This window comes from Streptomyces sp. URMC 129, assembly GCF_051386415.1.
In the GTDB taxonomy this organism is placed as follows: Bacteria; Actinomycetota; Actinomycetes; order Streptomycetales; family Streptomycetaceae; genus Streptomyces.
Map to the genome: position 1 here is coordinate 24,080 of NZ_JBPQTQ010000001.1, position 21,611 is coordinate 45,690.

At 74.7% G+C, this 21,611-nt stretch carries 13 protein-coding genes; 5 read left to right on the forward strand and 8 right to left on the reverse strand.

The genetic code is table 11. The features are described 5' to 3' along the window. The first annotated feature begins 360 nt into the window (after nucleotides 1-360). The 4 genes from ACSNOC_RS00110 (at nucleotide 361) to ACSNOC_RS00125 (ending at nucleotide 7,697) form a co-directional block, all read left to right on the forward strand. A complete protein-coding gene (locus ACSNOC_RS00110) occupies nucleotides 361-1,158 on the forward strand; it encodes a protein phosphatase 2C domain-containing protein (RefSeq protein WP_436745086.1) in 798 nt (265 codons plus the stop codon). Nucleotides 1,159-1,630: 472 nt separating this feature from the next. Further along, the gene (locus ACSNOC_RS00115) at nucleotides 1,631-2,503 is read left to right on the forward strand and encodes a response regulator transcription factor (RefSeq protein ID WP_436745087.1); all 873 of its coding nucleotides are present in this window, start codon (nucleotides 1,631-1,633) and stop codon (nucleotides 2,501-2,503) included. 49 nt (nucleotides 2,504-2,552) lie between these two features. Further along, on the forward strand, nucleotides 2,553-3,605 hold the full coding sequence (locus ACSNOC_RS00120; protein WP_436745088.1) for a HAMP domain-containing sensor histidine kinase: 1,053 nt from the start codon (nucleotides 2,553-2,555) through the stop codon (nucleotides 3,603-3,605). 321 nt (nucleotides 3,606-3,926) lie between these two features. After that, on the forward strand, nucleotides 3,927-7,697 hold the full coding sequence (locus ACSNOC_RS00125; protein ID WP_436745089.1) for a multifunctional oxoglutarate decarboxylase/oxoglutarate dehydrogenase thiamine pyrophosphate-binding subunit/dihydrolipoyllysine-residue succinyltransferase subunit: 3,771 nt from the start codon (nucleotides 3,927-3,929) through the stop codon (nucleotides 7,695-7,697). Between the two features lie 98 nt (nucleotides 7,698-7,795). Here ACSNOC_RS00125 and fxsT read toward each other — a convergent pair whose 3' ends face one another. From fxsT to ACSNOC_RS00165, 8 genes are all read right to left on the reverse strand, one after another. Then, on the reverse strand, nucleotides 7,796-10,816 hold the full coding sequence (gene fxsT, locus ACSNOC_RS00130; RefSeq protein ID WP_436745090.1) for an FxSxx-COOH system tetratricopeptide repeat protein: 3,021 nt from the start codon (nucleotides 10,814-10,816) through the stop codon (nucleotides 7,796-7,798). Between the two features lie 134 nt (nucleotides 10,817-10,950). After that, nucleotides 10,951-12,294 (reverse strand): aKG-HExxH-type peptide beta-hydroxylase, encoded by a 1,344-nt coding sequence (locus tag ACSNOC_RS00135; RefSeq protein ID WP_436745091.1) that lies wholly within the window; start codon nucleotides 12,292-12,294, stop codon nucleotides 10,951-10,953. After that, nucleotides 12,291-13,454 (reverse strand): FxsB family cyclophane-forming radical SAM/SPASM peptide maturase, encoded by a 1,164-nt coding sequence (locus ACSNOC_RS00140; RefSeq protein WP_436745092.1) that lies wholly within the window; start codon nucleotides 13,452-13,454, stop codon nucleotides 12,291-12,293. Before ACSNOC_RS00140 ends, ACSNOC_RS00135 begins: the two co-directional genes overlap by 4 nt. A gap of 125 nt (nucleotides 13,455-13,579) precedes the next feature. Then, nucleotides 13,580-13,795, reverse strand: a complete 216-nt coding sequence (fxsA, locus tag ACSNOC_RS00145) for an FxSxx-COOH cyclophane-containing RiPP peptide (protein ID WP_436745093.1) — start codon at nucleotides 13,793-13,795, stop codon at nucleotides 13,580-13,582. Nucleotides 13,796-14,108: 313 nt separating this feature from the next. After that, a complete protein-coding gene (locus tag ACSNOC_RS00150; RefSeq protein WP_436745094.1) occupies nucleotides 14,109-17,459 on the reverse strand; it encodes an SAV_2336 N-terminal domain-related protein in 3,351 nt (1,116 codons plus the stop codon). Between the two features lie 6 nt (nucleotides 17,460-17,465). Then, nucleotides 17,466-18,527, reverse strand: a complete 1,062-nt coding sequence (locus ACSNOC_RS00155; protein WP_436745095.1) for an AAA family ATPase — start codon at nucleotides 18,525-18,527, stop codon at nucleotides 17,466-17,468. Nucleotides 18,528-18,680: 153 nt separating this feature from the next. Then, entirely contained in the window at nucleotides 18,681-20,843 is a 2,163-nt protein-coding gene (locus ACSNOC_RS00160; RefSeq protein WP_436745096.1) for a trypsin-like peptidase domain-containing protein, read from the reverse strand. After that, a complete protein-coding gene (locus ACSNOC_RS00165; RefSeq protein ID WP_436745097.1) occupies nucleotides 20,840-21,238 on the reverse strand; it encodes a CU044_2847 family protein in 399 nt (132 codons plus the stop codon). Before ACSNOC_RS00165 ends, ACSNOC_RS00160 begins: the two co-directional genes overlap by 4 nt. Before the next feature lie 116 nt (nucleotides 21,239-21,354). Here ACSNOC_RS00165 and ACSNOC_RS00170 point away from each other — a divergent pair, with 116 nt between their 5' ends. Then, nucleotides 21,355-21,540: a DUF6104 family protein gene (locus ACSNOC_RS00170; RefSeq protein WP_436745098.1), complete on the forward strand. Its 186-nt coding sequence runs from the start codon at nucleotides 21,355-21,357 to the stop codon at nucleotides 21,538-21,540. Nucleotides 21,541-21,611 lie beyond the last annotated feature (71 nt).

Sequence of the window (21,611 nt, forward strand, 5' to 3'; positions counted from 1 at the left end):
GAACGCGCCGTCTGCGCGCCGTGCGCGCGCGGGTGGCTGACGGAGCGGAGGCGGACGGATCTGCGTCGGCGGGGTCATGCTCTGTCGTCTTCCGCACCTGTGCTCGCATTCTCGTCACGTAGGCACCGACCTTGCCAGCGCCGACAGGGCAGGGGGCGGGCTCCCCGAAGCGGCCACCCGAAGGAGTGAACAACAGAGGAGAGTTGAGGGACAAGCGCAAGACAGAACATGACACTCCGGAGTCCCGTCATCCCACTGGAATTCCGCCTCCGCTCCTGGCAAGATCCGCATTCGCCGTGCCGCCCCGGGCCGTTACCCCGTCATTCACTGACAAAGTCAGCCTACGGCAGACTGATCACCATGCGCGTCCACTCCGCCACCGAGGCCGGTACGCCGGGCCGCCCCAACGAGGATTTCGCGGCGACGGCCGTACCCGCGGCGGGAGTCGGGGGCGCGCTCGTCCTCCTCGACGGAGTGACCGCCCCCGCGGGTGACTTCGGGTGCCGTCACGGCGTCGCGTGGTTCGCCACCCGGCTGGGCGGGGCCCTGCTCGAACTGGCCTCTTTCCAGCGGCACGTGCCGCTGGCCGAGTGCCTGGCCGGGGCCATCTCCCGCACGGCGGACGGCCATCGCACCTCCTGTGACCTTTCTCACCCGCGGACGCCGCAGGCCACGGTGGTCGGCGCGCGCTGGGACGACGACACCGTCGAGTACCTGGTGCTTTCCGACTCGGCGCTGCTGATCGAGGGGCCGGACGGGGCCGTCGAGGCGCTGCTGGACACGCGGCTGGACGATCTGCGCCCGGCCGCGCGGCGGTTGCCGCCCGGGCGGCGGGCCGGGTTCCTGGAGGGCCTGCGGAACGCGGAGGGCGGCTTCTTCACGGCGGCGGCCGATCCGGCCGTGGTGGCACGGGCGTTGACCGGGTCGGTGCCGCGCGCCCGGGTGCGGGCGCTGGCGGCGGTGACGGACGGGGTCGGGCGGTGGGTGGAGACGTTCCGCCTCGGTGGCTGGCCCGAGCTGTTCGCGCTGCTCAGGGACGGGGGCCCGGCGGCGGCGATCGCCGCGGTGCGGGCGGCGGAGGCGGCCGATCCGGGCGGGGTGGCGTTTCCCCGCGGCAAGGCCGGGGACGACGCCACCGCGATCGTGGTGGAGCTGTAGCGGGCGGTCGCCGGCGGACCGGCGCGCCCGGGCGATCCCCACCGATCCGCTCACGCGTCCGCACAGGACGGACACCCGGCACGGCGCCGTTCGGCTCCGGCGTCGCCGTGCGGGTCCGCCGTTCCGCCACGGCGGACGACGGCGGTCTCCACTCCCCCCACAGGGCTCCCACGTCGCCGCGATCGGCTCACATACGGGGGGATTCCGGCGGTCCGGCCCGCCGCCCCCTCCACCGACTTCGCACAGAATCTCCGCGATGCCGGATTCGATGACATTCGCACCAGAGAAGTGCCAGACGTCCGAGCTGTTCCCGACGTGCTGTTTCTCGCCACGCACCATCTCGCCAGCCAGTCCGCGTAGCCGCCACGCAAGTTCGCCATCTACGCTCTTGCCAGTGCTCATCAGCACATCTGAAGCACATTTCATTGCCAGAAACAGCGGAACTGGCACAGGACGATCCCGGGGGCGGGATATGACGCAGACCGACATCAGGACAGCACCGATGGACCGGAACCATCAGGAGAAGACACTGTCACCCAACGGCCAGGCCGAGCACGGAGCCCCGGACCGGGCCAGCATCCACAGCGCCACCACCGTGACCACGCCCGGCGCCCAGCGGCGGGTCCTCGTGGTCGAGGACGACCCCACCATCGTGGAGGCCATCGCCGCCCGGCTGCGGGCCGAGGGCTTCCTCGTGCAGACCGCCGCCGACGGCCCGGCAGCCGTGGAGACGGCCGCCGCCTGGCACCCCGACCTGCTCATTCTCGACGTCATGCTGCCGGGCTTCGACGGCCTGGAGGTCTGCCGCCGGGTCCAGTCCCAACGCCCGGTGCCCGTCCTCATGCTGACGGCCCGCGACGACGAGACCGACATGCTCGTCGGGCTCGGCGTCGGCGCCGACGACTACATGACCAAGCCGTTCTCCATGCGCGAGCTGGTCGCCAGGTCCCACGTCCTGTTGAGACGAATCGAGCGGGCCGCCGTCGCCGCCACGACCCCGCGTCCCGGCAGCGTGCGCCTCGGCGACCTGGAGATCGACCGGACCCAGCGCAGGGTCCGCGCGGCCGGCAAGGACATCCACCTCACGCCGACCGAGTTCGACCTGCTCATGTGCCTGGCCCGCTCCCCGCGCGCGGTCCTCACCCGCGAGCAGTTGCTGGCCGAGGTCTGGGACTGGGCCGACGCCTCGGGCACCCGCACCGTCGACAGCCATGTGAAGGCTTTGCGGAGGAAGATCGGCGCCGAGCGCATCAGGACGGTCCACGGAGTCGGATACGCCCTGGAAACTCCCCCCGGATTCGCGGGCGAACCGGCCGGACGGAGCCAGGCCAGCAGCGAGGTCTGAACACGTGCCCGAGGCGGTTCGCCATTCCCTCTGGCGGCGGGTATGGCCCATGATGTGGCGCGTGCTGCGCCCGTTCGATCCGTTCCGCTCGGTGAAGGCCGCTCTCGGCTGGCTGGTGATTCTCTCGGTGGTGATCACCACCGTGCTGATCCAGGTGGCCTATCGCTCCGACATCGAGCTCCAGGTGATCGCCATCATCGCGATCATCGCCTCCCTGCTGGTCACCCAGTTCGTCGCGCACAGTCTGGCGGCGCCCCTGGTGGAGATGACCTCTGCCGCCAGGGCGATGGCCCGTGGCAACTACAGCCGCCGGGTCCGCGTGTCCCGCCGCGACGAGCTGGGCGACCTCGCCCTGGCGTTCAACCGCATGGCCGCCGACCTCCAGTCGGTGGACCGGCAGCGGAAGGAGTTGGTCGCCAACGTCTCGCACGAGCTGCGCACGCCCATCGCCGGGCTGCGCGCCGTGCTGGAGAACGTGGTGGACGGCGTCTCCGAGGCCGATCCGCAGACGATGGCGACCGCGCTGCGCCAGACCGAGCGCCTCGGCCGCCTGGTCGAGCAGCTCCTCGACCTCTCCCGGCTGGAGAACGGCGTCGGCGTGCCGCTCCAGCCGCGCGGCTTCGAGGTCGAGCCGTACCTGACCGCGGTGCTCCACGACGCCACCGTCGCGCTGCGCCGCGGCCACGCCAGGACCGACGTCAAGTTCCGTCTCGACGTCACCCCCGGGCACCTGGTCGCGCACGCCGACCCCGAGCGGCTGGACCAGGTCGTCACCAACCTGGTCGACAACGCCGTCAAGCACAGCCCCCGCAACGGTCAGGTCACCGTCGTGGCGCGCCCCGGCAACGGGCCGGGCGGTCTCGTCCTGGAGGTGCTGGACGAGGGTCCGGGCATCCCGCAGGCCCAGCGGGAGCTGGTGTTCGAACGCTTCGGGCGCGGGACCATCGACGGCGTCACTCCGCGTGACGGCGGCACCGGTCTCGGCCTCGCGATCGCCCGCTGGGCGGTCGATCTGCACGGCGGCACGATCGGCGTGGCCGAATCGCGGCGCGGCTGCCGCATCCGCCTCACCCTTCCGGGTAACGCGCTGGCAAACAATTGACCACGGGCCGTCCCGGGCGCCCCACGGTCCACGTCACCGCCGCACCGCCGCCGCACCGGCGCCGGGCCGCCCCGCGCGGCTCACAGCGCCGTCCGCCCAGCTGAGAGCGGGAACGGCGGCCGTCGCGCTCCGTACGGGCGATTTTGTAGCGGCTTCGAGCCGAACTTGGTGCCGTTCCCGCACTATCCGGCACCGAAACACCCTCGCGAATGTGGCGTAGGCCACGTCTGGTCGCAGAGGACTGCGCCGGACCCTCCGGGAGGCGTAGCCTTGATTTCCGCTATCAATGACCTTGCGAAGCGGAAGAGGGCGGTTGCCGCCGTGTCGCCACAGTCCCCGAACACTCCGAGTGCCGAGACCGACCAAAGCGCCGAGAAGAATCCGGCCGCCGGCTTCGGTGCCAACGAATGGCTCGTCGACGAGATCTACCAGCAGTACCTCCAGGACCCGAACTCCGTGGACCGGGCCTGGTGGGACTTCTTCGCCGACTACAAGCCGGGCGGCGATGAGACCGCCGCCACCGCCCCCCCGGGGCCGAACGGCTCAGGCGCCGTCCAGGCCCCGCAGGCCCCGGCTCCCACCCGGCCCGAGACGGCCGCCCCCGCGGCGAGCGGCGCGGCACCCGCCGCGCCCGCCCAGCCCGCGGCTCCGGCTCCGGCCAAGCCCGCCGCTCCGGCGCAGCAGGCCGCGGCACCCGCCCGGCCCGCCGCGGCGAAGCCGGCGGCCAAGCCGGCCCCGGCCGAGGCCGAGGGTCCCGAGCTGGTGCCGCTCCGCGGCCCGGCCGCCGCCGTGGCCAAGAACATGAACGCCTCCCGCGACCTGCCGACGGCCACCTCCGTCCGCGCGGTCCCGGTGAAGCTGCTGTTCGACAACCGCATCGTCATCAACAACCACCTCAAGCGCGCCCGCGGCGGCAAGGTGTCCTTCACGCACCTCATCGGCTACGCCATGGTGCAGGCGCTGAAGGCGATGCCGTCGATGAACTGGTCCTACGCGGAGAAGGACGGCAAGCCGACCCTGGTCAAGCCGCCGCACGTGAACCTGGGCCTGGCCATCGACCTGGTCAAGGAGAACGGCGACCGCCAGCTCGTCGTGGCCGGCATCAAGAAGGCCGAGACGCTGACCTTCTTCGAGTTCTGGCAGGCGTACGAGGACATCGTCCGCCGCGCCCGGACCGGGAAGCTGACGATGGAGGACTTCTCCGGCGTCACCGCCTCCCTCACCAACCCCGGCGGCCTGGGCACCGTCCACTCCGTGCCCCGCCTGATGCCCGGCCAGAGCATGATCCTGGGCGTGGGCTCCATGGAGTACCCGGCCGAGTTCCAGGGCACCTCGCAGGAGGCGCTCAACCGCCTGGGCGTCTCCAAGATCATGACCCTGACGAGCACCTACGACCACCGGGTGATCCAGGGCGCGGCCTCCGGCGAGTTCCTGCGGATGATGAGCCAGCTCCTGCTGGGCGAGCAGGAGTTCTACGACAAGATCTTCGAGGCGCTGCGCATCCCCTACGAGCCGGTGCGCTGGGCGCGGGACATCGACGTCAACCACGACGACGAAGTCACCAAGGCCGCCCGCGTGTTCGAGCTGATCCACTCCTACCGGGTCCGCGGCCACCTGATGGCCGACACCGACCCGCTGGAGTACAAGCAGCGCAAGCACCCCGACCTGGACATCAAGGAGCACGGGCTCACCCTGTGGGACCTGGAGCGCGAGTTCGCGGTCGGCGGCTTCGCCGGCAAGTCGATGCTCAAGCTGCGCGACATCCTCGGCGTCCTGCGCGACTCGTACTGCCGGACCACCGGCATCGAGTACATGCACATCCAGGATCCCAAGGAGCGCAAGTGGATCCAGGACCGCGTGGAGCGCCCGCACACCCCGCCGGAGCGCGAGGAGCAGCTCCGCATCCTGCGCCGGCTGAACGCCTCGGAGGCCTTCGAGACGTTCCTCCAGACCAAGTACGTGGGCCAGAAGCGGTTCTCGCTGGAGGGCGGCGAGACGGTCATCCCGCTGCTGGACTCGGTGCTGGACGAGGCCGCCGCCGACAAGCTGGACGAGGTCGTCATCGGCATGGCCCACCGCGGCCGGCTCAACGTCCTGGCCAACGTGGTCGGCAAGTCGTACGCGCAGATCTTCCGGGAGTTCGAGGGGAACCTCGACCCCAAGTCGATGCACGGCTCGGGTGACGTGAAGTACCACCTGGGCACCGAGGGCACGTTCACCGGCCAGTGCGGCGAGACGATCAAGGTCTCGCTGGCCGCGAACCCCTCGCACCTGGAGGCCGTCGACCCGATCGTGGAGGGCGTCGCCCGCGCCAAGCAGGACGTCATCGGCCGGGGCGGCAAGGACTTCACGGTCCTGCCGGTGCTGATCCACGGCGACGCCGCGTTCGCCGGCCAGGGCGTGGTCGCCGAGACGCTGAACATGTCGCAGCTCCGCGGCTACCGCACCGGCGGCACGGTCCACATCGTCATCAACAACCAGGTGGGCTACACCGCCACCGCCGCCGCGGCCCGCTCCTCCACGTACTGCACGGACGTGGCCCGCATGATCGAGGCGCCGATCTTCCACGTGAACGGCGACGACCCGGAGGCGGTGTGCCGGGTGGGCCGGCTGGCCTTCGAGTACCGGCAGGCGTTCAACAAGGACGTGGTGATCGACCTCGTCTGCTACCGGCGCCGCGGCCACAACGAGACGGACAACCCGTCGTTCACCCAGCCGCTGATGTACGACCTGATCGACAAGAAGCGCTCGGTGCGCAAGCTCTACACCGAGTCGCTGATCGGGCGCGGCGACATCACGCTGGAGGAGGCGGAGCAGGCGCTCCAGGACTTCCAGGGCCAGCTGGAGAAGGTCTTCAAGGAGGTCCGCGAGGCCACCGTGACCCCGGCCCCGACCGAGGTCACCGCGCCGCGGCCGGAGTTCCCCACGGCGGTGGAGACCGGCGTGAACACCGAGGTCGTCAAGCGGATCGCGGAGTCCCAGGTCAACATCCCCGAGCGGATCACCGTGCACCCGCGCCTGCTGCCGCAGTTGCAGCGGCGGGCCGCGATGGTCGAGGAGGGGACGATCGACTGGGCGATGGGCGAGCTGCTGGCCATCGGCTCCCTGCTGATGGAGGGCACCCCGGTCCGCCTCGCGGGCCAGGACACCCGGCGCGGCACGTTCGGCCAGCGGCACGCGGTGCTGATCGACCGGAAGACCGGCGAGGACTACACCCCGCTGCTGTACCTCACGGAGGACCAGGCCCGGTTCAACGTCTACGACTCGTTCCTCAGCGAGTACGCGGCGATGGGCTTCGAGTACGGGTACTCGCTGGCCCGTCCGGAGGCGCTGGTGATGTGGGAGGCGCAGTTCGGTGACTTCGCCAACGGCGCCTCGACCGTCATCGACGAGTTCATCTCGTCGGCCGAGCAGAAGTGGGGCCAGACCTCGGGCGTCACGCTGCTGCTGCCGCACGGCTACGAGGGCCAGGGCCCGGACCACTCCTCGGCCCGCATCGAGCGCTTCCTCCAGCTCTGCGCGCAGAACAACATGACGGTGGCCGCGCCGACCCTCCCGTCGAACTACTTCCACCTGCTGCGGTGGCAGGTGCACAACCCGCACCACAAGCCGCTGATCGTCTTCACCCCGAAGTCGATGCTCCGGCTGAAGGCCGCGACCTCGACGGCGGAGGAGTTCACCACGGGCGGCTTCCGGCCGCTCATCGGGGACACCACGGTGGACCCGGCGGGCGTGCGGAAGGTCGTCCTCAGCACCGGCAAGGTCTACTACGACCTGGCGGCCGAGCGGGAGAAGCGCGGGGCGCACGACGTCGCCCTGGTCCGGCTGGAGCGGCTGTACCCGCTGCCGCTGGACGAGGTCCGCGCCGAGCTGGCCCGGTACGCGAACGCCGGGACGTTCATCTGGGCGCAGGAGGAGCCGGCGAACCAGGGCGCGTGGCCGTTCATCGCGCTCAACCTGGCGGAGCAGCTCGACCGCGTGGACCGGCTGCGGCGGGTGTCGCGCCCGGCGTCCTCGTCGCCCGCGGTCGGCTCGGCCAAGCGGCACCAGGCGGAGCAGCAGACCCTGGTGAACGAGGTGTTCGACCTGTAGGGGCCCTCCGGTCCCATGACGGGCCGGTGACCGCCGCAGACGCGCGGCGGTCACCGGCCCGTCCGGTTTCCGGGGCTTCCGGGGCCGGCCCGGGCCGCTCAGGTCGCCATGGGCTCGAAGTCCCACTCGGGGCGCACCCGGGAGCGGGCGCTGACGGCGGCCGGGTGCTGGGCGCCGAGCGTGGCGGTGAGCCCGGACAGCGCCTCCTCCTCCACCTCGTCGGCCCGCTCGCGCTGCCGCAGCCCGCGCAGATCGGTCGCCAGCGCCACCTTGGCGGCCAGGACGAGGGGGTGCTGCGGGCCCAGCACGGCGGTGGCGCGGCGCACGGTGTCCCCGCTCAGCTCGGCCGCGCCCTCCACGTCGCCGTCGAGGTTGCGGGCGGCGGAGGCGTTGAGCGCGATGCCCAGGGTCCAGGGGTGGTCGGGGCCGAGCACTGACGTCATGTCGGCCAGGCACTCCTTGATGACCAGGTGCGCCTGCTGCCGCTCCCCGACCGCGCGCAGCATCTGGGCGTGGTTGGCGCGGGTGCCGATGGCGTACGGGTGCCGGGGCCCGAGCCGCTGTTCGTAGCGCTTGGCGGTCAGCTCCCCGACGGCCCGCGCCTGGTCGAGGTTGCCGTGGGCGCGCTGCACGAAGGCGTACGACGCGGCGACGGCCAGCGTGAGCGGCGCGACCTCGCCGAGCACCCGCTCGACCCGGTCCAGCAGCCCGCCGAGCCGGACCAGGGCCGTGGCCCGGTCCCCGACCCGCAGCAGGCACAGCGCCAGGTTCCACTCGGCGCTCAGGGTCTGCGGGTGGTCGGGGCCCATCACCGCGCGGTGCGTCTCCAGGCTCTGCTCCTGGAGGGACTGCGCCTCGGCGTACCGGCCGAGCAGCCGCAGATCGAGCGCGGTGGCGTTCTCCGAGGAGAGCGACCAGTTGCTCCGGGGGCGCAGCAGCTCCCGGCGGGCCTGGAGGATGCGGCGGTCGGCATCCAGCGCCTCCTGGTACCGGCCGAGGAAGCGCAGCGAGGTGGCGACCTGCTGGTTGGCGGTGAGGGTGCGCAGGTCCCGCTCGCCGACCAGCTCCGCGTAGGCGTCGCGCACCCGGCGGCTGACCTCCAGGGCCTCGTCGTAGCGGGCCAGGCCGCGCAGGTCGCCGCCCAGGCCCTCCTCGGCGCGCAGCACGGTGAGGTCCTGGGAGCCGCGCAGGGCGCTGAGCCGGTCGATGACGGCGCGGTCGAGGCGCTCGCTGAGCACGTAGTCGCCGGTGGCGCGCACCAGGGTGGCCTTGAGGGAGGCGAGGTCCCACACGAGCGGGTGGTCGTCACCGAAGATGTCGCGCCACTCCTGGTCGGTACGCTCCGCCAGCTGGATGCCGACGGTCAGCTCGCCCGCGATGTACGCGTACCGCAGGCAGTTGAAGATCAGCCGGTGCATGTCCGGGTGGCGGCTGCGCAGCGCCCCGGAGGGGTCGAGGTGCGGCACGATGCGGGCGAAGCGGGGCCAGCGCCGGGTGTCGGAGAAGAGCTGCGGGTCGGTGGCGGACAGGCCGCGGCGCACCGCCCGGGAGTAGACCTCCTCGTCGTCCTTGCCCATGCCGGCGCGGACCGTCTGGTGGACCATGCGGTGGAGGTGGATGGTGCCGGAGTCGTCGGGGTCGGCCTCGGTCTCGGGGACGTCGAAGCGGATCACCGAGTACTGCACGAGCTTGTTGATCGCCGCGTTCCACCGCAGCGGGTCGTTCATCAGGCCCACCAGCGGCTCGGGGAGGTCGTCCGCCGGGATGCCCTGGAGCAGGTGGACGGGGATGGCGCCGGGCGCGAAGTAGGCGCACAGCCGCAGCAGGTCGACGGCCTCGGGCACGGTCTCGCGCAGCCGGTTGAGCAGGAGCGCGAAGGCCGTGAAGTACGACATGGGGAAGTCGGCGGCGACGCGCAGGCCGACCTCGACGTAACTGCCGCGCTGGAGCAGGTCGATGTAGTCCCGCACCGACATGACGGAGTCGGCCAGCCAGCCGGCGGTCTGGTCGAGGGCGAGCGGGAGGTCGCCGAGGGCCTCGGCGAGCAGGTCGGCGTCCTCGGCGCTGAGGCGGGTGGCGCGGCGGCGGATGAACGCGACGGACTCGTCGCGGGAGTAGAGCGGGACCTCGTGGAGCAGGGTGTTGTGGTCCTCCCAGGTGCGGTTCTGGGAGGTGATGAGGACGTGGCCGGGGCCGCTGGGGATGAGGTCCGCGATGGGGCCGGGGTCGTCGGCGCCGTCGAGCACGATGAGCCACCGCGCGTACGGCGTGCCGCGGCGCAGCGCGTTCCCCACGGCGCGGAGCCGTTCGCCGTACTCGGGGCCGGTGGACAGGCCGAGGGCGGGGGCCAGCTCGGCCAGCCGCTGGCGGAGCGTGCCGCGCTGGTCGGCGGGGACCCACCACACGAGGTCGTACTCGGTGGCGAAGCGGTAGACGTACTCGGCGGCGACCTGGGTCTTGCCGACGCCGGACATGCCCCACAGGGTGACGACGGCGGCGCCGGGCTCGGCGGTCCGCAGCAGGTCGGAGACGCGCTGGAGGGTCTGCTCGCGGCCGGTGAAGCGGGTGTTGCGGCGCGGGACCCCGCTCCAGACGTGGGGCGGCTCGTGCGGGAAGCGCGGCCCGCTCCGGCCGCCGAGGGTGCGGGAGGACGGCGCCTCGCCCTCCGCGGGGGACGGGCCGACGAGGCCCAGCAGCCGCCGCTCCGCCTCGCGGGCGCCGATGTCCCACAGCTCGGCGGCGCCGCCGAACGCGGAGGCGGCGGTGGGCACCGGGTGGGCGTTGACGGAGACGGCGACGAAGCGGTCGGAGTGGGGCGCGACGACGGCGCGCAGCGCCGCGTTCCACTCCTCGTCGGTGCGCGGCCCGAGCTTGAAGTACCAGTCGCTGAGGACGACGAGGATGCGGCCCTCGGCCAGCAGCAGGTCGCGCAGGGCGACCTCGAGCGGCACCTCGACCGGCGGGTTCCACGGCTGGAGGGCGACCTGCCAGCCGTGCCGCTCCAGCCGGTCCGCGATCCAGCTGGCCCAGGCGCGGTTGAACCCGGCGAAGCTGATGGTGATCCGCCGGCGGGCGGTGTCCGGCGGGCGGCTCCCCGCCGAGCTCTCCCCTGGAGCCATCCGACCGTCTCCCTCGTTGCGTGCTGATGCGTACGGGTCCCTGCGGCGATGCCTGCTTCTCCCCCGGCGCCGGTTTCCGACGGAACGTCAGCGCCCTTTCAGGGAACATACACCTGGCCCCCGCCGGTCATGCGTCAACGGCCGTGCTGGCGCAGCCACAGCGTGCGGGCGGTGTCCACGTACGCCGCGGCGCGCACCAGGTGGCCCCGGGGCGGGGCGGGCTCGCGCAGCTCCTCGTGGCGCTCCGCGACGGCGTGGACGAAGACGCGTCCGGCCTCGGTGAGCCGGCGGGTGCCGGTGAGCACGGGGAGGACGGCGCCGACCTGCGTCCAGCAGCGGGCGTGGGCCGCCCAGGCGTGGTCGCGGTCGGCGGGGTCGTCGAGGGTGAGGGCGAGGCGCTGCCAGAAGTCGGCGAGGGCGAGGTGCGCGTAGGTGCCGTGCAGCAGGCCGTGGAACGGGCGCGGGTCGGGGCGCCAGGGGGCCCAGTGGCGGGCCTCCGGCCCGACGCGGGCCAGGGGCGTCAGATCGCTGAGCGCGGTCAGCTTCAGGTGCTGGATCTCGTGGGCGAGGCCGGCGGCGAAGTAGAGGGGGCTGGGCGGCGGGGTCGTCATGACGGCGCCGAACGCGCGGGAGCTGATGCCGCCGGAGCTGGCGGCGTCGGGCGCGCTGAGCGGGACGATGCAGTCCAGCAGGGCGAGTTCGGCGGTGCGGGCGGTCCCGGCGAGCGAGACCAGGGGCAGCGCCGCCCGCCACAGGGCGGCCCAGTGGGCGCGTTCCTCGGGACGGAGCACGTCGCGGGCCGCCACGCCGACGGCGCCGCTGCGGTAGACCAGGCGGCCGGGGTCGAGGTCGTCGAGAAGGACGGTGCGGGGGCCGCCGTCGAGGGTGTGCAGCGGCAGCCAGCGCGGGTCGTCGGAGAGCCAGACGCCGGCCGGGGCCTGGCGCACCTCGACGGGCGGCCGGCCGGCGGGGCGGATGGTCAGCGTGGGGCCGTCGCCGCTCAGCTCGACCGGGGTGCCGTCGGGGTCCTCGCCGCGCAGGGCGCCGAGGGTGGGCAGGGTGAGGCGCCCGCCGTGGGTGACGACGCGGGTGGTGAAGCCGAGGCCGGAGCGGGCCGCGACGGCGGCGGCGAGGGAGCCGAGGTGGGCGAGGTCCCCGGCCGCCGCCGGGTCGGCGCCCGGGTCGGCGCCGGTCTCCAGCCACTGGACGCAGCGCTCGGCCCAGGGGCCGGTGAGCGAGTAGAACAGCACGCGGCGCGCCGAGCCGGGGGCGGCCCGTTCGGCGGCCTCCAGCAGGCGGGCGTGGTCCCGGGCGGGCGCGGCGGCCGGTCCCGGGGTGGCGTCCACGGCGTCGAGCAGGAGCCGCAGCAGCAGCAGGCGCTGGGTGTGCTGGCTGAGGGCGAGCCGGGCGAGGGTGTCGTCGCCGCCCTCGGCGCGGCCGAGGTCGCGGACCTCCCGCTCGGTGAGGGTGGCGGTCACGGCGCGGCCGTCCGGCGCAGGGCTGCGGCGATGTGGCGGATGAGCCGCTGGAGGTCGGCGCAGTAGACCGAGGGGTTGGCGAAGCCGTGGCCGTCGCGGTAGCGGTGGGCGTAGTGGCCGCCGCCGCAGACCTGGACGAGCGGGCAGCGGCGGCAGGCGCCGGCGAGGGCGGCCAGGCCGGTGTGGCGGGCGGTGACGCCGGGATGGGCGAGGGCGTCGTCGAAGCTGTCGTGGAAGACGTCGAGGCCGGTGGCGGCGGCGCCGGGGTAGGCGGTCTTCAGCGAGTCGACCTGTTCGATGGTGCCGTCGGTCTCCACGACGACGGCGGTGAACGGCTGGAGGCCCAGGCTCTCCGTGGCGGCCGGGAGGCCCAGCAGCAGGGCCAGGCACTCCTGGAAGAGCCTGATCCTGGTGTGGCGGCGGTCGGCGTGCCACCACAGGTCGAAGACGGCGCACAGCCAGTCGCCGTAGGGGGTGGGGTCGTCGGGCGGCGCCGGGAGGCCGGGCGGGGGCCGGCTCCAGTTGCCGTGCGGGAGCAGGAAGTCCACGGCGGGCGGGCCCAGGCGCAGCACCGACGCGTAGACCTCGGCCGGGTCGGTGGCCGGGTCGACGACGCAGAGCACCCCGGCCCACCGGGCGCGGTGCCCGGCGGCGGCCAGGAGCCGGGCGGCGCGCTCCACGGCGGGCCAGGCGGGGCGTCCGGCGTGGTCGACGCGCTGCCGGTTGTGGCCGGGCAGGCCGCCGTCGAGGCTGAGGCCCACGGTGATGCGGTGCGCGGCGAGGACGGCCAGCTTCTCCTCGGTGAGGAGGACGCCGTTGGTCTGGAGCGTGACGTGGACGGCGCAGCCGGGCGGCACGCGGGCACGGACGTCGTCGGCGAACGCGCCGAGGACGGCGGGGTCGGTGAGCAGCGGCTCCCCGCCGTGCAGGACCAGGGAGACGGCGGGCAGGCCGTGGGCGGCGGCGTGCTCCCCGATGCGGCGGGCGACGCGGCGCAGGGTGCCCGGCGCGGCGGCGACGGGCTGCCGGCGCCAGCCGGGGTCGGCGGCGAAGTACATGTAGCAGTACCGGCAGGCCAGGTTGCACCGGCTGTTGACCTTGACGACGAACTGCCGGAAGGGCACCGCCGACTCGCGGACCGCTTCCGCTGTCCCGTGCACGCTGTGCCGACCCCCTCCCGCCCGTCCACACGGCTCCGGAAGAAAATTTCCGGCGCGCGGGCGGCGCAAACCGGGGGTGCGGCCCTATGTCGGGTCAAGCCCCGAAAAGGGCCGAAAGCTCGCGGTCACCCCACGGTGGACGGATCGGCGGGCACGAGGTCATCGCCGAGGTTCTGGTTGAACTGGTAGAACTGCCCGGCCCCGTCCCCCAGCACCCGTCCGCGCAGTTCCTCCAGCACGGCGCTGAGCACGGGGTGGTCGAGCCCGCGCAGCTCGGTGAGGCTGAGCCCGAGCAGATCCGGCAGCGGCCCGGCGTCCCTGTCGTGGGGGCGCGTCGTCATGGTTCCTCCCGATGACTGAGGCCCAGCGGAGATTCCCACCGGAACGACACGAGAAACCCACCGCTGCCGACGGGCACCTCACGACGACGGGGGGCCGCCGCGTCACGCGGCAGGGGAGGGCCCCGGCGGAGTGCGGCCCCGCGGGGCTCCGCGGCGTGGGGCCCTCCGGCCCCCGGCACCCGGTCCCCGCGACGCTGCGAGCCCGCTCCTCACGGCCGTCACCAGGACGCCCCGGCGGCGCGAGCCCCGCGCCCCGGGCGGTGGACCGACGCTCTCCGGCGCCGTGGCTCCCGGGCTCCCGGGTTCCCGGGGGTCAGCGCCGGCGCAGGAGCGCGTCCAGGCGGGCCGTGGTGGCGGCGGTGGCCGTCGTCGCGTCGGGGACGTGGCGCCACATCTGGAGCGCCGCCCGGTACGCGTCGGCCGCCGCCAGGGGACGCCCGGCCGCCTCGAAGACCGAGCCGCGCTGGTGGAGGGCCCGTGCCGCCAGGCGGGCCGGTTCGGCCGGGTCGGCCGGGTCCGGGTCGGCCGAGCGGGCCGCCGTGGCGGCCTTGCGGTACGCGTGCGCCGCCTGCTCCAGCGACTCGGGGCGGCGGGTGTGGCGGTAGGCCCTGCGGTGGGTCTCGCCCAGCTCGTACCAGGCGCGGGCCCGCGTCAGGTCGGTCGCCGCGTCCGCCGCCGCGCGGCCGAACAGGTGCTCCGCCTCGCGCAGATCGACCAGGTCCACCGTGTCGAGGTACCGCGCGGTCAGGGCCCGGCCCAGCATCAGCAGCCGCTCCGGCAGCCGCGGGTCGCCGGCCGGGGTCTCCATCCGGCAGTCCCGCAGCACCCGGACCGCCTGCGACACGAACGCGCCGCCGTCCGGCAGCGTGGACCGCCGCAGCAGGGCGGCGCCCCACTCCTCGATCAGGTCGCTGTACTCGGGCCGGTCCCGGGACACCGAACGGGTCGCCCGCTGGAACCAGTGCGCCGCCTCCTCCAGGTCCGACGCCCTGCCCTCGGCCGCGTACCGGCGCACGCACAGCCGCCCGGACCGGGCCAGGCAGGCGGCCACCAGCGCCGGGTCCTCCACGAGCCGCCGGGCCTGGCCGACGGCTTCCGCCGCGACCGGCCAGTCCCGTTCGGTCAGCAGCAGCGCGTCCGCCAGGTCCAGCAGCGCCCGCGCCCGCGCGACGGGCGGCGCGTTCTCCGTCTCCAGCGCCCAGCAGCCGCGCCGCAGCGAGCCCGCCGCCTGCCCCGCGTACACGCCCGCCCGCTCGGCGTCCGGCGCCGCGCCCGCAAGGCGCAGCAGGGCGCGGCCGTGGGCGAGGGGCAGCCCGCTGGGCTGCGGCTCGCCGGCGGGCCAGGCGTCCACCATGGCCTCCACCATGCCGACGCTCTCCTGGAGCAGCGCGGTGTCGCCGCCCAGCCGCCACTGCTCCTCCAGCACCTGGATGCGCTCCAGCGTCAGGTTCAGCGCGGACCGCCGGTCCAGGCCGGGGGTGGCGCAGACGGCGGCGAACTCCCGGTCGGCGCGCCGCCACAGGTCCAGGGCGGCCCGCGGGTCCCCGGCCGCCCGCTTGTCCCCCGCCGTCACGTGCAGCACGCGGGCCAGCGCGGTGCGGGCGCGCAGCGAGCCGGGGTGCGCGGCGGCGGCGCGCGCCACGTTCTGCGCCTCGGTCAGCAGCTCGGTCTCCCGCTGCACCCGCCACAGCCGCAGCAGCTGCTCGGCCAGCTCGCTCAGCAGCTCCGGGTCCGTGCCCTGCCCGGCGGCCCGGCGGCCGTCGGCGGCCTGGCGCAGCGTCCGGACCGCGTCGAGCAGGTGCTGCACCTTGCCGTCGGCGGCGAACCGTTCGGCCAGCGCGCGGGCCTGACCGACCGCCAGGGACGGCGGCGGCACGGTCTCGCCCGCCGGGGCGGGGGCCAGGGGGGCCTCGGGCAGGAAGCGGCGCAGCACCTTGGCGGCGACCTCCGCGAACGGCTGCGGCAGCCGCTCCTTGGCGGGCTCCTCCGCCGCCTCGCCGGCCGTGGCGGACGCCTCGCCGTGCCCGGCCTCGCCGGACAGCTGGGCCAGGGCGAGCGCCGGGAAGTTGGGCCCGGTGCGGCCGAACCGCTGCTCGACGTAGCCCGAGCAGTGCTTCAGCACGAGCAGCGCCTCGTCGTGGCCCAGCTCGGCGAGGAGTTCGTCGTGGACGCCGTCCACGAACTCGTACCAGCGGCCGTCGCCCGCCGAGCCCTCCTGCCGCCGCAGCAGCCCGCTGAGCATCACCTCGGACAGCTCGGCCGGTCCCGAGTCGGGCAGCATGGTCCGCTGGATGAGCTGCATCACCGGCAGGAACAGCGGCGCGGCCGACAGGTAGACCGCGAGCCGCCCGGCCACCGGCGAGGCGGTGGCGCGGAACCGCGCGACCAGCGCGGCCGAGGAGCGCGGCGGCCCGTCCTGCCGCCGCGCGGGCGCGGGCGGCTGGTCGGCCCGCACCCAGCCCACGGCGGCCGGGGCCGACCCGGCCCCGTGCCCGGACAGCAGATGCGCCCACGCGCCCAGCGACCCGGCGCCCGGGGGCAGCACGGGCACCGGCACGGCGCCGGGGGGCGCGGGCCGCGCCGGCCAGCCGCCCGCCTCCGGGGTGAACCGCAGCCTGGCCCGGCCGGGCGAGCCCTCCTCGCGGTGCAGCACGCCGTGCTCGACGGGCAGCCGGGTGCGGGGCCACAGCCGCTCCGGCAGCGGCTGGACGACGGCGACGGGCGCGTGCCGGGAGAGCGCGTGCAGCAGCCGGTGCGCGGCGCCGGCGCGCCACAGCGGCCCGGCGCAGTCGCTGACGACGACGGTGAGCCGGCGCCCGGTCGGGTCCTGGAGCTGCCGCGCCGGGCGCAGCGGCGCCTCTCCCGGGTCGAAGCGGCGGCTGACGGCGGGGTCGCCGTCCGGGGAGGCGTGCAGGTAGTGCACCTGGATGTCGCGGAACGCGCCGAGCCGCCCGAACACCTCGGCCAGCTCGCCCAGCATCCGCTGCCACACGCGCATGGCGGGCGCGGCGTCCATCAGGAGCTGGAGCTCGGTGTGGGCGCGGGGGTCCGCCACGAAGGCGGGCATGAGCAGCCCGCCGGCCCGCGCGGTGCGCTCGACGGTCTCGTGCTCGTCCAGGTCCGTGGCCGACGCCCGGCGCGGCGGCCGGCCGGGCGGGCGGTACCGCTGCAACGGCCGCAGCGCCCGCTCCAGCTCCAGCAGGCCGGGCAGCGCCCTGGCCTCGGGCACGCCGATCCGCAGCGCGTCCTCCGGCAGCCCGGCGGCGTGGCGCCCCGACCCGGCCGGGTCGGCGTAGAGCCGGACCGTGTCGTCCCCGGCGCGGGGGGCACGGCCGTCCGCGTGCGCCGTCCCGGACGGCGCGCGGCTCGCGTCGTCCGCCGGGTCGTGCGACGACGCGCGGGGGTCCGCGTAGGCCGTGTGGGGGACGGGCGGGCCCTCCCCGGCTTCCCCCGCGGCCCGCTCCCCCTCGGCCCGCTCACCCCCGTCCGCAGGGTCCCCGGCACCGCCCGCGCCGGGCGCGGACGGCCGGGAGAACTGCGCGAGCCACAGGGCGTCGGCCAGCCCGGCCCGGTCGGGGTCGAGCCCGGCGCCGCGCAGCGCGCGGATGAGGGTCGCCAGGGGGTCCCGCCCCGCGGCGGGGACGGGGGAGTCGGCGTCGTCCATGGCGGCCTACCTCGGCCGGTCGAGGCGCTGGATCAGCATGTCGGCCAGTCTGTCGCGGGTGGGCGGCTCGGCGTGGTGGGTGAGGTAGATGGCGTTGAGAAGCTGATCGGTCGCGAGCTGCTCGGTCCTGGAGCGTTCCAGGAAACGGGTGATCAGGTCGTCGCCCACGCGCGCCAGCTCATCACCCAGGTGGGCGCGTACGACCGTGGCCAGCCGCTCGTGGTCGGGCCGGCCCAGCTCCAGGTGGATGCAGCGGCGCAGCAGCGGGGCGGGGAAGTCGCGCTCGCCGTTGCTGGTGAGGACGACGAAGGGGAACGCGTGGCAGCGGACGCGGCCGTCCCGGACGGTCACCTTGGCGCCGTCGTCGGTGAGCACCTCGACCTCGGGCTCGCGCTCCGCCATGCGCTCCAGCTCGGGGATGGCGAACTCGCCCTCCTCCAGCACGTTGAGCAGGTCGTTGGGCAGGTCGATGTCGCTCTTGTCCAGCTCGTCGATGAGCAGCACGCGCGGCTTGGCGGTCGGCAGCAGCGCCGTGCCGAGCGGGCCGAGGCGCAGGTAGCTGCCGATGCCGCCCGGCACGGCCTGGACCGGGCCGCCCGCGGCGCGGCTGCCGGCGGCGATCTGGGTGTCCTGGAGCCGGGCTATCGCGTCGTAGTGGTACAGCCCGTCGCCGAGTGTGGTGCGGCTGACGATCGGCCAGTGCAGCACGCGGCCGAGGCCCAGCTCGTACGCCACGGAGTGCGCGAGCGTGCTCTTGCCGGTGCCGGGGCTGCCGGTGACCAGCAGGGGGCGGCGCAGGTAGAGCGCGGCGTTGATGATCTCCAGCTCCTCGGCACTGGGCCGGTGCATCTCGGCCAGGTGCCGGTACGCGCCCAGGCGGCGCGTGGAGGCGCTGTCGGCGGCGGGTCCGGGGGCGACCAGCGGCTGCCCGTCGAAGTCCCGCCACGGCGGGGGCTTGGGCAGCGAGCGGATGCCGTCGTGCGGCTCCCCGGCGCCCCGGTAGATGAGCCATTCACCGGGGACGGAGCTTCCCCCGGGGCCTTCCGGAGTCTCGTCAGACAGTGCCACAGCTTGCTCCTCGTCGCTCGTTCGCCGTCCGGACCGCCGTCCCGCCCCCGACCGTAGCCGGAGGAAAAGGCCGCGCACAGGGGATAGTTGTCCGGCTTCCCGTGCGGGGCGCGCGATGTGCGCGGGTTGCGCCACGCACACCGCCGACGCCCCTCACGGCGTTTCCAGCGGATCGTCCGCACCGGGCAGCGGACGTCCCGGGTCGTCGTAGAGCAGGGAGAGCCCCCGCGACCACGCGACGTCCGGCACGCCGAGCCCGACGGCCGAGCGCAGCCGCCACAGCGCCGCGGGCAGGAGCCTGGCCTGCCCCGCCGTGCCCACGGCGCGCTTCACGCCCCGGTGGAAGGCGTCGCAGTTCTCGTCGCGGTCGGCCGCCTCGCGCCGCCAGAGGATGACGTTGTACCCGCTGGCCATGACGCGGTGCAGGGCGGCGGGCTCGCCGCCGGTGGCCGGGGTGTGGCACATGACGGGAACGGTGGCCGGGTCCCGCCCGATCAGCGCGGCGGGCTGCGGCAGGGGGCGCGGCCGGCTGTCCGCGCAGTCCAGGATGTCCGGTTCCATGCGGCCGGCGTGGATCGTGGCCCAGCGGGAGAGGCGCAGCACGCGCAGCTCGTCGCTGTCCTCGGCGTCGGGCACGGGGTTGGTGCAGCGGACGACGACGGGACGCTGCTCGCCCAGCGGGCCGGTGTCCGGCGCCAGGCGCCACTCCTCGACCGGGAAGCCGAGCAGGGCGTACGGCAGCGCGACGTGCAGCGGCACCGGCTGGTCGGGCTCGTCGCCACGGCGGAACGCCTCCGCCAGCGCCACGCGCAGCCGCTCCGGCGGCTCGCCGGGGCCCACGGCGCGGAAGTCCTCGTCGACGGAGGTCAGTTCGCCGGTGGTGCGGGCGGCGCACACCCGCCAGTCGTACCGGCCGCGCTCCCAGGCGCGCGGGGTGATCTCCAGCAGCACGTACGGCTGTCCGTGGCCGGTGTCCGCGAACCCGCCGGGCGCGGCGGCGTCCTGGTACCCGGCGGCCTGGTGTCCGGGGGCGTCCGCCCGGAGGGGCGCGGGCGGCCCGATGGTCACCGGCGCCAGGCCGGTCCCCGGGCCGGTCGGGACGCCGTCCCGTTCGCGCAGCCGGGCGTCCTGCTCGGAGCGGAGGTTGTGCCGGAACCAGCGGGGCAGCTCCGCGCTGGCGGCGGCGGTGGCGTGGACCCAGTCCAGCAGCCGTGACTCGGACTCCGGCGAGGCGGGGAACGGGCGTTCGGCGGTGGCCGCGTACATCGCGTACCGCAGCACGGCCTCCAGCTCGGTGACGCCCTGCCGCAGGTCGTACAGCAGGCCGAGGCCGTCCCGCCAGCCGCGCGGGGCGGGCAGCGTGCCCTCGTACGGCCTGCTGCGCAGGGCGGTCAGCGTCTCGTCCAGCCGCCTGGTGGAGACGGGGGGCGGCAACTCGGCGAGCAGCCCCAGCAGTTCGACCCGCTGACCGGGCGTGAGGGCGCGGCCCGCGGTCGCGCGGACCTCGATCTGGGCGTCCGTCCAGGTGCGTTCGGCGATCTGCGCGTCGCGGTGCCGCTCGGCGTGATGGCGGTCGTGGGCGTGCAGCACGCTCTGGTAGAGGTCGTCGTGCTCGTCGAGGACCTGTCCCGCGGGCGAGGGCAGGCGGCGCAACTGCACGACGGAGGAGGCCAGTCCGCCGTCGCGGCCGACCTGGCGGCGGGCCTTGAGCACGCCGATGACCTCGCCGCGCAGCAGGTCCACGACCGGGCCGCCGGAGGCGCCCTCGGGCACCTCGTCCTCGTTGCCCAGCTTCAGCAGGCCCTCGGAACCCAGCTCGCCCCGGATGCTGCACCGGCCGCTCACGGGCTCCACGAGGCCGTCGCCGGACTCGGCGCAGCCGAAGAACGCCACCTCGCTGCGGGTGAAGACCTTGGCGGTCCGCTCGGTGAGCCAGACGCAGGCGTGCGGAACGGGCTCCAGCAGCCGGATCAGCGCGAGGTCGGGCGCGGGCCACAGGCCGCCGCCGGGGTGCTCCTCCGGCCGCGCCCACGCGACCCGGCCCCGGACGGGGCGCTCCACGCCTTGGACGGTCAGCCCCACTTCGCGCCTTCCTCCCTCGCCTCTTCCCCCGCGAAGTGCCACATGAGCGCAGGTGAGCACCCAGTTCGGAGCGACGAAGAAGCCACTGCCCCAGGGACGGGAAACCTGCCCGGTCCCGTCATACCCGGTCGGCGGCTCATGGATGCGTACCGTCGCGGCGGCGGCGAGCGGCGCCAGGGTCTCGAAGGGGTCCACGTCGAGCGGCTGTGCGCCCCCGGTGTCGCCCCAGGTCATGCGGTGCCGCTTCCCAGGTCCTCCGGGGGCCCGCCCTGCCAGGTGAGGGTGACGGTGATGGCGCCCTTGGCCTCGCCGTCCGCCAGCAGGCCGACGATCCGGCCCGCGCGGGCGGTGAGTTCGATGCCGAAGGTGACGCTGACCTCGTCGGGCCTGGCCGCGCGCAGCCCGTCCGCGACCGAGGCGGCGACGCCGGTGATCAGGCCGCGCAGGCTCTCCATCTGCGCGGCGGCGCGGTCGGCGAACCCGGTGTCGGCGTACCCGAATCCGCCGGGCGGCGCGGCGGGGCCGGGCACGCCGGGCACCGGGACCGGCTCGGGCTGCTCGACGCCCGAGATCCTGGCCCAGACCGGGGTCCCGTCCGGCAGGCTGATCCGGCTGATTCCGCCGCTCATAACGACCCCCCGTCGCCGTGTGTGCATGCAGGTTATCGGCCGCTACCGTCCGCTGCCTATCCTGGCCTTCTTCTTCACCACCCCGTGCCCACCGTTCCGTCCCACAGGAGCATCTCGTGTACTTCACCGACCGCGGCATCGAGGAACTCGCCCAGCGGCGGGGGGAGGAGGAAGTGACGCTGGAGTGGCTGGCCGACCAGCTGCGCCTGTTCGTCGACCTCAACCCCGATTTCGAGATCCCGATCGAGCGCCTCGCCACCTGGCTGGCCCGCCTGGACGACGAGGACGACGAGGACGCCTGACACCCGCGTGGTGCCGCGGCGCGGTACCCCGCGCGGGGGAATCGGGACGGCCGCCCTTGCCGACGCGACGC